Here is a 15,894-nt window from a genome sequence, read left to right as displayed (position 1 = left end):
GGGCGTGTCGGCGGAGCTGTACCTGTCCGGCGCCGGCGTCACCCGGGGCTACCTGGGCCGGGCGGCGATGACCGCCGAGAAGTTCGTGCCCAACCCGTTCGCCGGCGACGGCGAGCGCCTGTACCGCACCGGCGACCTGATCCGCCTGCGCGAGGACGGCGAGCTTGAGTACATGGGCCGGATCGACCACCAGGTGAAAATCCGCGGCTACCGCATCGAGCTGGGCGAAATCGAGGCGCGCCTGCTGGCCCAGCCGGGCGTGCGCGAAGCGGCGGTGCTGGCGGTGGACGGCGAGGGCGGCGCGCAACTGGCGGCGTACGTGGCCGCCGCGCAACTGGACCTGGCCGACGGCGAGGCGCAACGCCGACTGCGAGAGGGACTAAAGACTGGCCTCAAGTCTTCGTTACCTGACTACATGATTCCCGCGCACCTGTTGTTCCTCGAGCAGTTGCCCCTGACCCCCAACGGCAAGCTCGACCGCAAGGCGCTGCCGGCGGTGGACGCCAGCCAGATGCAGGCCGCGTACGTCGCGCCGCAGTCGGAGCTCGGGCAGCAGGTCGCGGCGATCTGGCAGCAGGTGCTGTCCGTCGGGCGGATCGGTCTGAACGATCACTTCTTCGAACTGGGCGGGCACTCGCTGCTGGCGGTGAATGTCGTGTCGCGTATGGCCCTGGAACTTGGGCTGAGCCTGACTCCGCAACTGCTATTCCAGCACCCCGTCCTGGGCGACTTCGTCGCTCACCTCAATAAAGGAGGCGGGGCTATCAATGAACAGAAACTGAGCAAGCTGGAAGCCCTGCTTGACGATATGGAGGAGGTCTGATGGACACGAGTGTTGCTTTGAGGATTGCCAAGCGCTTTATCACTCTGCCGCTGGACAAACGTAAGCTGTACCTGGAAAAGATGCTCGAAGAGGGCGTCTCGCCGGCCAACCTGCCGATTCCGGAAACCCGTACAGGCTTCGAGGCGATCCCGCTGTCCTATGCCCAGGAACGCCAGCTGTTCCTGTGGCAGATGGATCCGCACAGCACCGCGTACCACATCCCCAGCGCCCTGCGCCTGAAGGGCGCTCTGGACGTCGCGGCGCTGGAGCGCAGCTTCAATGCCCTGGTGGCCCGCCACGAGAGCCTGCGCACCACCTTCGTCGAGCAAGAGGAAAAGACGTGCCAGGTGATCCACCCGCACATGCCGTTGAGCGTGTCGGTGGAGCCGCTGGCGCCGGGGCTGGACGCGGCGGCGGTGGACGCCGCCGTCAAGGCGTTCGTCGAAAGCGAGACCGCGCGCCCGTTCAATCTCCAGCAGGGCCCGTTGCTGCGGGTCGCGCTGCTGAAGGTGGCGGACGACGACCATGTCATGGCGTTGATCCAGCACCACATCATTTCCGATGGCTGGTCGATGCAGGTGCTGGTCGGCGAGCTGATCAAGCTGTACGCCGCCGACACCGCCGGCCAACCGTTGACCCTGCCGCCGCTGGCGGTGCAGTACGCCGACTACGCGATCTGGCAACGGCACTGGCTGGAGGCCGGCGAGCGTGAGCGGCAACTGGCGTACTGGGTCAAGACCCTGGGCGGCGAGCAGCCGGTGCTGGAACTGCCGATCGACCATCCGCGCCCGGCGGTGCAGAGCTTCCGTGGCGCGCGCCTGGACCTGAACCTGCCGACGGACCTGGCCGACGCGCTCAAGCACCTGGCGCAGCGCGAAGGCGCCAGCCTGTTCATGGTGCTGCTGGCCTCGTTCCAGGCCTTGCTGCACCGCTACAGCGGCCAGCCGCAGATCCGCGTCGGCGTGCCGACCGCCAACCGCAACCGGGTCGAGACCGAAGGCCTGATCGGCTTCTTCGTCAATACCCAGGTGCTCAGCGCCGAGGTGCACGGGCAACTGCCGTTCAACCGTCTGCTGGCCGAGGTCAAGCAAGCGGCGATGGCCGCCCAGGCCCATCAGGACCTGCCGTTCGAGCAACTGATCGAAGCCCTGCAGCCGGAGCGCAGCCTCAGCCACAGCCCGGTGTTCCAGGTGATGTACAACCACCAGGCGGTCAATGACCGGGCCCAGCGCCAGAGCCAGGTGCAACTGCCGCAGCTGAGCGTCGAGGACATCGTCTGGGAGGGCCGCACCGCGCAGTTCGACCTGACCCTGGGCACCTACGAGTCCGGCGAAGGCGTGGCGGCGGAACTGACCTACGCCACCGACCTGTTCAAGCCGCAAACCATCGAACGCCTGGCCCGTCACTGGCTCAACCTGTTGCGCGGCATCGTCGCCGCGCCGCACCGGCGTGTCGGCGAACTGCCGCTGCTGGACGACAGCGAACACCAGGTGCTGCTGCAGGACTGGAACCGCGTGGTCGACCACGCCGCGCCGGCGCCGTGCGTGCACCAGCGCATCGCCTTGCAGGCGCAGCGAACGCCGCAGGCCATCGCCCTGATCGTCGGCGACGCGCAGCTGACCTATGCCGAACTGGATTCCCGCGCCAACCGCCTCGCGCACAAGCTGATCGAGCTGGGCGTCGGCCCGGACCGGCTGGTGGGCATCGCGGTCGAGCGCAGCACCGAAATGATCGTCGGCCTGCTGGCGATCCTCAAGGCCGGCGGCGCTTACGTGCCGCTGGACCCGGCCTACCCGGAAGATCGCCTGGCCTACATGATCGAGGACAGCGGCCTTGAGTTGCTGCTGACCCAATCCCACCTGCAGACGCGGCTGCCGATCCCGGCCGGCCTGGCCACCGTGCTGCTGGACAAGCCGCAGGACTGGCTGGCGGACTACCCGACATCGGCCCCCGACACGGCGCCGGACGCCGAGCACCTGGCCTACACGATCTACACCTCCGGCTCCACCGGCAAACCGAAGGGCGTGATGGTGCGCCACGGTGCCCTGAGCAACTTCGTCGCCAGCATGGTCGGGCAACCGGGGATCGCCGCCGCCGACCGCATGCTGTCGCTGACCACGTTCTCGTTCGACATCTTCGGCCTTGAGATCTATGGCCCGCTGCTGGCCGGCGCGGCCGTGGTGCTGACCGGCAAGGACGTGCACCAGGACCCGCAGGCGGTGCTGGAGCTGATCGCCCGCCACGGCGTGAGCATGCTGCAAGCCACGCCGTCCACCTGGCGCATGCTGCTGGACAACGAACACGCCGCCATCCTCGACGGCCGCACCTTCCTCTGCGGCGGCGAGGCGCTGCCCCTGGAGCTTGCGCAGCGCATGCTGGCGCGCTCGGCGAAGGTCTGGAACCTGTACGGCCCGACCGAGACCACCATCTGGTCGGCGCTGCATCCGCTGAGCCCGGACAGCAGCCGTCCGTTCCTCGGCAAGCCCATCGACAACACCGCGCTGTACATCCTGGGCAGCGACCTGGAACTGAACCCCCTCGGCGCACCGGGCGAACTGCTGATCGGCGGCGACGGCCTGGCCCGCGGCTACTTCCAGCGTCCGGCCCTGACCGCCGAGCGCTTCGTGCCGGATCCGTTCTCCGGCACCGGCGAGCGCCTGTACCGCACCGGCGACCTGACCCGCTACCGCGCCGAAGGCGTGATCGAGTACATCGGGCGGATCGACCATCAGGTGAAGATCCGCGGCTTCCGCATCGAGCTGGGGGAAATCGAAGCGCGCCTGCTGGCCCTGGACAGCGTGCGCGAAACCGTGGTCGTCGCCCAGGACGGCCCGACCGGCCCGCAACTGGTGGGCTACGTGGTGCCGGCCGGCGACGCGAGCCTGGACGCCGACGGCGAGGCCGCGTTGCGCGCCGCGCTCAAGGCCAGCCTCAAGGCCGAACTGCCGGAGTACATGGTGCCGGCGCATCTGCTGTTCCTTGCGCAACTGCCGCTGACGCCCAACGGCAAGGTGGACCGCAAGGCACTGCCGGCGCCTGACGCCAGCCAACTGCAATCGGCCTACATCGCGCCGCAGACCGCGACCCAGCACACCGTCGCCGGCATCTGGCAAGCGGTGCTGAAACTTGAGCAAGTGGGCCTCGGCGACAACTTCTTCGAACTGGGCGGGCATTCGTTGCTGGTGACCCAGGTGGTGTCGCGGGTGCGTCAGGCGCTGAACGTGCAGGTGCCGCTGCGCACCCTGTTCGAGCACAGCACCCTGGCGGACTTCGTCGCTGCGCTCGGGGTCGGTCAGGCCCATCAGGAGCCGCCGATCGTGGCGTTGCCGCGCCAGCAACCGCTGGCGCTGTCCTACGCCCAGGAGCGTCAGTGGTTCCTCTGGCAGCTGGAGCCGACCAGCACCGCCTACCACGTACCGGCGGCGCTGCGCCTGCGCGGCGAGCTGGACCTGGCAGCGTTGCGGCGCAGCTTCGATGCGCTGATCGCCCGCCACGAATCCCTGCGCACCTGCTTTGTGCAAGAGCAGGGCCAGACCCTGCAAGTGATCCAGGCGCAGATGGCGCTGGAGCTGCCGGTCGACGTGATCGAGGGCGGTCTGGACGACGCCGCGCTGCAAGCGTTGGTCGCCGCCGAGACCCTGCACCTGTTCGACCTGCAGAAGGGCCCGCTGCTGCGGGTCAAACTGCTGCGCCTGGCCGCCGATGACCATGCGCTGATCATCACCTTGCACCACATCGTCTCCGACGGCTGGTCGATGGGCATCATGGTCGATGAGCTGGTGGCGCTGTACGCCGCCTACAGCCAGGGCCAGAGCGTCGAACTGCCGGCGTTGCCGGTGCAGTACGCCGACTATGCCGTGTGGCAGCGCCAGTGGATGGACGCCGGCGAACGCGAGCGCCAACTGGGTTACTGGACCGCGCAACTGGGCGACGGCGAGCAGCCGCTGCTGGAGCTGCCGACCGACCGCCCGCGTCCGCCGGAGCAAAGCCACCGCGGCGCGCGCCAGGACATTGCGCTCAGCGCGGAACTGGCCGCCGGCCTCAAGCAGGTGGCGCAACGGGAGAACGTCACCCTGTTCGCGCTGCTGCTGGCCTCGTTCCAGACCCTGCTGCACCGCTACAGCGGCCAGGCCGACATCCGCGTCGGCGTGCCGGTGGCCAACCGCAACCGGGTCGAGACCGAAGGCCTGATCGGCTTCTTCGTCAACACCCAGGTGCTCAAGGCCGAATTCGACAGCCAGCAGACCTTCCGCAGCCTGCTGCAGCAGGTCAAGAACACCGTGCTCGGCGCCCAGGCCCACCAGGACCTGCCGTTCGAGCAACTGGTGGACGCCCTGCAACCGGAGCGCAGCCTCAGCCACAGCCCGCTGTTCCAGGTGCTGCACAACCACCAGAGCCAGGCCCGCCGCGCCTCGGGCGCGATGCGCCTGCCGAAGGTCGGGATCGAGGGCCTGAGTTGGGTGTCGCACACCGCCCAGTTCGACCTGACCCTGGACACCTTCGAGTCGGCCGACAACGTCTGGGCCGAACTGACCTACGCCACCGACCTGTTCGATGCCGCCACCATGGTGCGTTTCGCGCAGCACTGGACGACACTGCTGCACGGCATCGTCGCCGACTGCGGCCAGCGCATCGCCGACCTGCCGGTGCAGGACGCCGCCGAACTTCAGGCCACGCTGGCACAGTGGAACCCGGCGCTTGCGGCCTTCCCGGGCGAGCGCTGCCTGCACCGGCTGATCGAAGACCAGGCCGAGCGGGCCCCGCATGCGGTGGCCGTGACCTGCGACGGACAGGCCCTGACCTACGGCGAGCTCAACGCCCGCGCCAACCCGCTGGCGCACAAGCTGATCGCCAGCGGCGTGGGGCCTGACGTGCGCGTCGGCCTGGCGGTGGAGCGCAGCCTGGACATGCTCGTCGGCCTGTTGGCGATCCTCAAGGCCGGCGGCGCCTATGTGCCGCTCGACCCGACCTATCCGCAGGACCGTCTGGCCTACATGATCGGCGACAGCGGCATCGGCCTGCTGCTGACCCAGAGCCACCTGCTCGGCCGCTTGCCGGTGCCGGAATCGGTGCGCAGCCTGATGCTCGATCAGGAGCGCGACGGCCTGGAAGGCTACAGCGACGCCAACCCGGACGTGGACATGAGCCCGGACAACCTGGCCTACGTGATCTACACCTCCGGTTCCACCGGCCAGCCGAAGGGCACCTTGCTCGCCCACCGCAACGTGCTGCGCCTGTTCGAGGCCACCGACGCCTGGTTCGGCTTCGGTGCCCGGGACGCCTGGAGCCTGTTCCATTCCTACGCCTTCGACTTCTCCGTGTGGGAGATCTTCGGCGCGCTGCTGTACGGCGGCAAACTGGTGGTGGTGCCTTACGAGGTCAGCCGGTCGCCGGAAGACTTCTACGCCTTGCTGTGCCGCGAAGGCATCACCGTGCTCAACCAGACCCCGTCGGCGTTCAAGCAATTGATGCAAGTGGCCTGCGCCCCGGAACACGCGGCGCTGCAACCGGCGCTGCGTTACGTGGTGTTCGGCGGCGAGGCGCTGGAGGTCAAGAGCCTGCGGCCGTGGTTCGACCGTTTCGGCGACCGCGCCCCGCAACTGATCAACATGTACGGCATCACCGAAACCACGGTGCACGTGACCTACCGGCCGATCTCGCTGGCGGATCTTTCGCGCGACGCCAGCAGCCCGATCGGCGAGCCGATCCCGGACCTGTCGTGGTACTTGCTCGACGGTGACCTCAACCCGGTCGCCAGGGGCTGCATCGGCGAGCTGTACGTGGGCCGTGCCGGCCTTGCCCGGGGCTACCTGAACCGGCCTGACCTGACCACGCTGCGCTTCATCCCCGACCCGTTCGGCACCGACGGCGGTCGCCTGTACCGCACCGGCGACCTGGCCCGCTACCGCGCCGACGGCGTGATCGAATACATCGGGCGGATCGACCATCAGGTGAAGATCCGTGGCTTCCGCATCGAGCTGGGCGAGATCGAAGCGCAACTGCTGGAGCAGGATGCCATCGCCCAGGCCGTGGTGCTGGCGCAGCCGGGCCCGAGCGGCCAGCAACTGGTGGCGTACCTGGTGCCGGCCGACGCCGCGCTGCTCGACGCCGACGCGGCGGAGCAAGCCCGCTGGCGCGACGAGGTGCGCGCCGCGCTCAAGGAGAACCTGCCGGACCACATGATCCCGGCGCACCTGTTGCCGCTGGCGAAACTGCCGCTGACCGCCAACGGCAAGCTCAACCGCAGCAGCCTGCCGTCGCCGGACGCGAGCCAGGCGCAGCAGGCCTACCAGGCCCCGCAAAGCGAGCTGGAGCGGCGACTGGCCGACATCTGGCAGGACGTGCTCAAGCTTGAGCAAGTGGGCCTGAACGACAACTTCTTCGAACTGGGCGGCGATTCGATCATCTCGATCCAGGTGGTCAGCCGCGCCCGTCAGGCCGGCATCCGCCTCAACCCCAAAGACCTGTTCCAGCACCAGACCGTGCAGCGTCTGGCCCTGGTGGCGCAGATCGGCGAGGACGCCTGCGGCATCGACCAGCAAGCGGTCACCGGTGGGGCGTTGCTGCTGCCGATCCAGCAGCAGTTCTTCGAGGATGACATCCCCGAGCGTCACCACTGGAACCAGTCGGTGCTGCTCAATCCGCGTCAGCCGCTTCAGGCCGACAAGGTCGAGCAGGCGCTGCGGGCCCTGGCGGTGCACCACGATGCCCTGCGCCTGAGCTTTCGCCGTGAGGGCGAAGCCTGGCAGGCCGAGCACCTGGCGGTGGAGAACTTGCCGCAGGCCTTGCTCTGGCAGGAAGACATCGCCGACATCGCGGCGCTCGAAGCCCTGGGCAACCGTGCCCAGCGCAGCCTCGACCTGCAAAACGGCCCGTTGCTGCGTGCGGTGCTGGCCACGCTGGCCGACGGCAGCCAGCGTCTGCTGCTGGTGATCCATCACCTGGCGGTGGATGGCGTGTCGTGGCGGATTCTGTTGGAAGACCTGCAGAACGCTTACCGGCAAGCGGTCGACGGCCGGGCGCCGGAACTGCCGGCCAAGACCACGGCGTTCAAGGACTGGAGCGCGCACTTGCAGCGCTACGCCAACGGCCCGGCGTTGCAGCAGGAACTGGCCTACTGGCAGGCTTGCCTGAGCGGCGCCGCCACCGACCTGCCGTGCAAGCGTCTCGACGCCGGCCAGCAGAACCGTCTGGCGCAGACCGTGCAGACGCGCCTCAGCGCCGAGCTGACCCGGCAACTGCTGCAAGAGGCCCCGGCGGCCTACCGCACCCAGGTCAACGACCTGCTGCTGACGGCACTGGCGCGGGTGATCGGACGCTGGAGCGGCCAGCCATCGACGCTGATCCAGCTGGAAGGCCACGGCCGTGAAGAGCTGTTCGACGGCGTCGACCTGACCCGCACCGTGGGCTGGTTCACCAGCCTGTTCCCGGTGCGCCTGACCCCGGCCGAAGGGGCGGGCGAGTCGATCAAGCGGATCAAGGAGCAACTGCGGGCGATCCCGAACAAGGGCATCGGCTTCGGTGCCCTGCGCCACCTGGGCGATGCCCAGGCCCAGGCCAGCCTGCGGGCGTTGCCGAGCCCGCGCATCACCTTCAACTACCTGGGCCAGTTCGACGGCAGCTTCGAGGCCGACGACGGCGCGCTGTTCGCGCCGGCCCCGGACAACGCCGGCCTGGAGCAGAGCCCCGATGCGCCGATGGGCAACTGGCTGACCCTCAACGGTCAGGTGTACGGCGGCGAACTGAGCGTCGGCTGGACCTTCAGCGGCGAGCGCTTCGACAGCGCCACCATCGAACAGCTGGCCCAGGACTACGCCGACGAACTCGCCGCGCTGATCGCCCATTGCGTGACGCCGGGCGCCGAAGGCCTGACGCCGTCGGACTTCCCGCTGGCCGGGCTGACCCAGGCGCAGCTCGACAGCCTGCCGTGGCCGGCCCGGCAGATCGCCGACATCTACCCGCTGTCGGCGATGCAGCAAGGCATGCTGTTCCACAGCCTCTACGAGCAAGCCTCCGGCGACTACATCAACCAGGTGCGGCTGGACGTCGAAGGCCTCGACCCGCAGCGCTTCCAACAGGCCTGGCAAGCGGCGGTGGACAGCCACGACATCCTGCGCACCGGGTTTGTCTGGCAGGGCGACCTGGCGCGGCCGGTGCAGGTGGTGCACAAGCAGCTGCCGATGCCGTTCCGCGTGCTCGACTGGCGCGGTCGCGACGGCGCCGAAGCCGCGCTCGACGCGCTGGCGGCCGACGAGCAGGCCGAGGGCTTCGACCTCGGCCAGGGGCCGTTGCTGCGCATGGCGGTGGTGCGTCTGGATGACCGGCGCTGCCACCTGATCTACACCAACCATCACATCCTGATGGACGGCTGGAGCAACTCGCAGCTGCTCGGCGAAGTGCTTCAGCGCTACGCCGGCGAAACGCTGCCGGCGCCGGCCGGACGCTACCGCGATTACATCGAATGGCTGCAGCGTCAGGACGCCACGGTCAGCGAACGGTTCTGGACCGCGCAACTGGCCCACCTGCAAGAGCCGACGCGCCTGGCCCAGGCGATCACCGCCGCGCATGGCGACGAGCCGCGCGACGGTCACGGCGAACGCTACGTGTTCATCGACGCCGCGCAGACCCGCCGTCTGGGCGAGTTCGCCCGGCAGCAGAAGGTCACCCTCAACACCTTGATCCAGGCGGCGTGGCTGTTGCTGCTGCAACGCCTCACCGGGCAGGAGAGCGTGGCGTTCGGCGCCACCGTGGCCGGCCGTCCGACCGAGCTCAAGGGCGTCGAGCAGCAGATCGGTCTGTTCATCAACACCTTGCCGGTGATCGCCAGCCCGCGTTCCGAGCACAGCGTCGGCCAGTGGCTGCAGAGCGTGCAGGCGCAGAACATCGCCCTGCGCGAGCACGAGCACACGCCGCTGTTCGACATCCAGCGTTGGGCCGGACAGAGCGGCGAGGCGCTGTTCGACAACATTCTGGTGTTCGAGAACTACCCGGTGTCCCAGGCGCTGGAGGAGGGCGCACCGCAGGAGCTGCGCTTCGGCGGCGTCGACAACCACGAGCAGACCAACTACCCGCTGACCCTGGCGGTGAACGTCAGCGATGAGCTGGCGCTGCACTACAGCTACCGGCGCGGGTCGTTCACCGACTCGGTGATCGAGCGCCTGAGCGCGCAACTGAACAACCTGCTGTCGCAAATGGTGCAGTCGGGGGACGCCCGTCTCGGCGCCCTGGACCTGCTGGACGCCGCCGACCGCCGCTTGATGGTCGAGCAGTGGAACGCCACCGGCATCGACTATCCGCTGGAGCAGGGCGTGCACCGCCTGATCGAGGCCCAGGCCCTGCGCACCCCGGACGCCCCGGCGCTGGTGTTCGCCGGCCAGACCCTGAGCTACGCCCAGCTCAACGCCCGTGCCAATCAGTTGGCCCACGGGCTGATCGCCCGCGGCGTCGGCCCGGACGGGCTGGTGGGCATCGCGGTCGAGCGCAGCCTGGAGATGGTTGTCGGCCTGCTGGCGATCCTCAAGGCCGGCGGCGCCTACGTGCCGCTGGATCCGGAGTACCCGCGCGACCGCCTCAGCCACATGATCGGCGACAGCGGCATCGGCCTGTTGCTGACCCAGCCGCACTTGCTGGCCAGCCTGCCGATCCCCGAGGGCGTGCAGACCGTGTGCCTGGCGCCTGCGGGTGCGGACTTCGCCGACCTGTCGACCCACAACCCGCAGGTGCCGTACGACGCCGCCAACCTGGCCTATGTGATCTACACCTCCGGTTCCACCGGGATGCCGAAAGGCGCGGGCAACTCGCACCGGGCGCTGACCAACCGCTTGATGTGGATGCAGCAGGCCTATGGCCTGGACGCTGCCGACACCGTGCTGCAAAAGACCCCGTTCAGCTTCGACGTGTCGGTGTGGGAGTTCTTCTGGCCGCTGATGACCGGTGCGCGGCTGGTCGTCGCCGCACCGGGCGACCACCGCGATCCGGCGAAGCTGATCGCGCTGATCAACGCCGAGCGCGTCACCACGCTGCACTTCGTGCCGTCGATGCTCCAGGCCTTCCTGCAGGACGCCGGGGTGTCGAGCTGCACCGGCCTGACCCGCATCGTGTGCAGCGGTGAAGCGCTGCCGGTGGATGCGCAGGTGCAGGTGTTCGCCAAGCTGCCCCGGGCCGGCCTGTACAACCTGTACGGCCCGACCGAGGCGGCCATCGACGTGACCCACTGGACGTGCCGCGACGAGAGCCGCGACGGTGTGCCGATCGGCCAGCCGATCGCCAACCTGTCGACCTTCATCCTCGACAGCGGGCTCAATCCGCTGCCGGCGGGCGTGGCCGGCGAGCTGTACCTGGGCGGCGTCGGCCTGGCCCGTGGCTACCACCGCCGGCCGGGGCTGAGCGCCGAGCGTTTCGTCGCCAGCCCGTTCGGCGCCGGCGAGCGCCTGTACCGCACCGGCGACCTGGCGCGCTACCGCGCCGACGGCGTGATCGAATACGTCGGCCGGATCGACCATCAGGTCAAGCTGCGCGGCCTGCGCATCGAACTGGGCGAAATCGAGGCGCGGCTGGTGGAACACGCCGCCGTGCGCGAAGCCGTGGTGGTCGCCCGTGACGTGCTGGGCAGCCAGCAACTGGTGGCTTACCTGGTGCCGAGCGATCCGGCGACCGTGGATGCCGCCGAGGCCGAGCGCAACGCGCTGCACGACAGCCTGTCGGCTTGGCTGGGCGCAAGCCTGCCGGACTACATGGTGCCGGCGCACCGGGTCTGGCTGGCGCAGATGCCGCTGAGCCCCAACGGCAAGCTGGACCGCAAGCGTCTGCCGGCCCTGGAGTTCTCGGCGGCGCAGCACCACGTCGAGCCGTCCGGCGCGGTGGAGCAGGCGCTGGTGGACATCTGGAAAGAGGTGCTGGGCCTTGAGCGGGTCAGCACCAGCGACAGTTTCTTCGCCCTGGGCGGCGATTCGATCGTCTCGATCCAGGTGGTCAGCCGTGCCCGTCAGCAGGGCATCGAACTGAGCCCGAAAGACCTGTTCCAGCAACCGACCATCCAGCAACTGGCCCTGCGTGCCCAGGCCGCTGAAGGCACACCTGCGCCGCAGACCGCGCTGGTGGACATGCCGCTGCATGGCTTGAGCGAGGCTCAGGTCGCCGCGCTGCCGTTGCCGCAAGGCCGGCTCGACGGCCTGTACCGGTTGTCGCCGATGCAGCAGGGCATGCTGTTCCTGGGCCTGAACTCGCCGGAAGCCGACCTGTACATCAACCAGGTGAGCATTCCGGTGCAGGGTCTGGAGCCTGCGCGGTTCAAGGAGGCGTGGGAGGCGGTGAGCCGCCGTCACGACATCCTGCGCACCGGTTTCCTCTGGCAGGACATGGCCGAGCCGCTGCAGTTCGTGCTGGCCGATCCGCAGTTGCCGGTCAGCCTGCTCGACTGGCGCGACCAGGACCATTCGCAAGCGGCCTTGCAGGCGCTGGCCGCCGGCGAGCGGGCCAAGGGCTTCGACCTCGACCGTCCGCCGCTGCAACGCCTGACGCTGGTGCGGGTGGGCGAGGACAGCCATCAGCTGATCTGGACCTATCACCACATCCTGATCGACGGCTGGAGCAGTTCGCAGCTGATCGGCGAGGTGCTGAGCCAGTACTCCGGCCAGCCGCTGGCCGAGGCCGTGCCTTACCGTCGCTACATCAACTGGCTGCAACAGCAGGACGCCAACGCCAGCGAAGGTTTCTGGCGCGGGCACCTGAGCCTGCTCGACGAACCGACGTACCTGGCCGACACCGTGGCGCGCACCGGCGAGGGGCGCGGTCACGAGGCGCTGTACAGCCGTCTGGGCGAAGCCCGCACCGAGCGGCTCAAGGCGTTCGCCCAGGCCCAGCAGGTCACCCTCAACACCCTGGTGCAGGGCGCGTGGCTGATGCTGCTCAGCCGCTACAGCGGCCAGCGTACCGTGACGTTCGGCGCCACCGTGGCCGGACGGCCGGCGAGCCTGCCGGCGTCGGAGTCGATCCTGGGCCTGTTCATCAACACCTTGCCGGTGATCAAGGACGTGCCGGCCGAACAGGCGGTGGGCCCGTGGCTGCGCGACCTGCAGGACTTCAACCTGGAAATGCGCGAGCGCGAGTACACGCCGCTGTCCGACGTCCAGCGCTGGGCCGGGCGCACCGGGCAGTCGCTGTTCGACAGCATCATCGTGTTCGAGAACCATCCGATCGACCAGGCGCTGCGCGAGTGGCGCGACGATTCGCTGACGTTCGGCGAGAGCGACAGCGCCGGCCTGACCAACTTCCCGATGGACCTGATGGTCACCCTCGAAGACGGTCTGGTGATCGAATACATGTTCCTGCGCGAGCACTTCGACCGGGCGACCGTGGAAGGCATCCGCAGCGACATGGAAGGGCTGCTGGAGGCGCTGGCGCAGGACGCCGCGCAACCGCTGGGCCGCATCGGCCTGCCGACCGCCCAGGCGTCGGAGCCGGCCGTGGCCGCGCAACGGCCGCCGGCGCCGGCGGTGCATGAGCGCATCGCGCAGTGGGCGGTCCAGCGCAGCGAACAGACCGCCGTGGTGTTCAATGACCAGGCCTTCAGCTACGGCCAGATCGAGGCCCGGGCCAACCGTCTGGCCCATGCGCTGATAGCCGAAGGCGTCGGCCCGGAAGTGCGGGTCGGCGTGGCGCTGCCGCGCAGCGAAAACATGATCGTCGCCCTGCTGGCGGTGCTCAAGGCCGGCGGCGCCTATGTACCGCTGGACGCGACGTACCCGCGTGAGCGCCTGAGCTACCTGATGCGCGACTCGGGCATCGCGTTGCTGCTCAGCGATTCGGGCCTGCGTCAGGTGATGCCGGTGCAGGACGGTCTGCGGGTGCTGGAGCTGGATCGCCTGGAGCTGGGCGACCGGCCGGACCGCACGCCAGAGGTCGCGGTGCGGCCGGGCAACCTGGCCTACGTGATCTACACCTCCGGTTCCACCGGCCTGCCCAAGGGCGTCGGTGTCGCCCACGGGCCGCTGGCGATGCATTGCCGGGCCATCGGCGAGCGCTACGAAATGAGCGAAGCCGACTGCGAATTGCACTTCATGTCGTTCGCCTTCGACGGCGCCCATGAACGCTGGCTGACCACGCTGACCCACGGTGCGCGCCTGCTGATCCGCGACGACAGCCTGTGGACCGCCGAGCAGACCTACAACGCGATGCACCGGCACGGCGTGACCGTGGCGGCGTTCCCGCCGGTCTACCTGCAGCAGTTGGCCGAACACGCCGAGCAGGACGGCAACCCGCCGCCGGTGCGCATCTACTGCTTCGGCGGCGACGCGGTGCCGGTGGCGAGTTTCGAACTGGCCAAGCGTGCGCTCAAGCCGCAGTACATCATCAACGGCTACGGTCCGACCGAAACCGTGGTCACGCCGCTGATCTGGAAGGCCGGCGCGCAGGACACGTGCGGGGCGGCGTACGCGCCGATCGGCAGCGTGGTCGGTGAGCGCAGCGGGTATGTGCTCGACAGCGACCTCAACCGCTTGCCGGTCGGGGTGGCGGGCGAACTGTACCTGGGCGGCGCTTTGGCCCGGGGTTACCTGGGGCGCGCGGGCGGTACCGCCGAGCGCTTCGTGGCCAACCCGTTCAGCGCCGACGGCAGCCGCCTGTACCGCACCGGCGACCTGGTGCGCCAGCGTGCGGACGGCACCGTCGACTACCTGGGCCGGATCGACCATCAGGTGAAGATCCGCGGTTTCCGCATCGAACTGGGTGAAGTCGAGGCGCGGCTCAAGCAACTGCCGGGCGTGCGCGACGCCGCCGTGGTGGCCCGCGAGGGCGCCGGCGGCAAGCAATTGCTCGGCTATGTGCTGGCCGGCGCCGATGCGCCGGCGGACGGTTTGTGCGAACGCCTGCGCGAACAGCTCAAGGCCAGCCTGCCGGACTACATGGTGCCTGCGCACCTGATGCTGCTCGAACGCATGCCGCTCACCCCGAACGGCAAGCTCGACCGCAAGGCGTTGCCGGATCCTGGCGCCGAACAGCGTCAGGATTACGTGGCGCCGCGCACCGAGTTGGAGAAGGCCTTGGCGGGCATCTGGCAGGACGTGCTGAAGATCGAGCGCGTCGGCCTGACCGACAACTTCTTCGAGCTGGGCGGCGATTCGATCCTGAGCCTGCAAGTGGTGGCGCGCAGCCGCGTGCTGAAGGCCCAGGGCCTGAGCCTGAAGCTGCGCGACCTGATGCAGAAGCCGAGCATCGCCGAACTGGTGGCCGGCGTTCAGGGCAGCGCCGAAAAGGCTTCCGGGCTGCTGGCGATGAACGCCGAGGTCAAGGGCCGGGCGCCGCTGTTCTGCATTCACGCAGGCTTCGGCACGGTGTTCGACTATGAGCCGTTGGCCCGCCGTCTGGGCGGTCGGCGCCAGGTGCTGGCGATCCAGTCGCGGATGCTGCTGGATCCGGCCTTCAGCGATGTGTCGCTGGAGCGCATGGCCAGCGACTACGTGGCGCAGATCCGCGCGAAGCAGCCGCAGGGGCCGTACCACCTGTTGGGCTGGTCGTTGGGCGGGACGCTGGCGATGCTGATGGCCGCGCAGTTGGAGCAGGCCGGCCAACAGGTCGAGTTCGTCGGCCTGGTGGACAGCTTCGTGCCGTCGGCGGCGGTGAACGCCGGGGCGGTGGACGACTGGCAGGCCGACCTGCGCGACTTCCTGCGGGTGACCCTGCCGCAGGCGGCCGCGGGCGCGGCCATCGACGGCGAGGAGTCGGCGCAGGCCGTACGGGCCGTGTTCGAGGCCGCCCTGGGGGCCGAGCGTGGGGCGTCGACCTACGTGGCCTTGGGCGCCGACGAACTGGCCCATGTGTTCAGCGTCGCGCGCCGGCTCAAGCGCTTGTCGCTGGAGCTGGAGCGCTGCCCGCCGCTGGCCGTCTCGCCGGCGTGCTGGTGGACGCTGGGCCGGGAAGAGGAGGCCATGGAGCTGGCGGCGCAACTGGAGCAGCCGGGCATGGGCGGGGAATGGCTCGATTGCGGGCACTTCGAGATCCCGCGCCATGAAACTTTCCTGTCGGAGGCTGAAGAAATGCTCGGCGAGATCGTTGAACCTGTAGTCATGTCCTGA

2 protein-coding genes (1 of these 2 only partly in view) are annotated in these 15,894 nt (G+C 69.0%); both read left to right on the top strand.

Annotated features, from left to right (window positions below; all coding sequences use genetic code 11):
• Nucleotides 1–823, top strand: partial view of a non-ribosomal peptide synthetase gene (locus KVG96_RS15235; protein WP_217892883.1) — the end only. It extends 11,588 nt beyond the left edge of the window; only the last 823 of its 12,411 coding nucleotides appear in the window; its start codon lies beyond the left edge, outside the window; the stop codon is at nt 821–823.
• Complete coding sequence (locus KVG96_RS27680) at nt 823–15,894, top strand: non-ribosomal peptide synthase/polyketide synthase (RefSeq protein ID WP_217892882.1); 15,072 nt, start codon at nt 823–825, stop codon at nt 15,892–15,894. Before KVG96_RS15235 ends, KVG96_RS27680 begins: the two co-directional genes overlap by 1 nt.

Origin of the sequence: Pseudomonas ekonensis, assembly GCF_019145435.1 — a bacterium.
Lineage (GTDB): Bacteria > Pseudomonadota > Gammaproteobacteria > Pseudomonadales > Pseudomonadaceae > Aquipseudomonas > Aquipseudomonas ekonensis.
Note: the sequence above shows the minus strand (reverse complement) of the source record. Positions and strands in the feature narration are given on the sequence as shown.

What these genes read in the sequence shown, in the direction of transcription:
- KVG96_RS27680 (WP_217892882.1), top strand. Translation starts at nt 823, where the DNA reads ATGGACACGAGTGTTGCTTTGAGGATTGCCAAGCGCTTTATCACTCTG.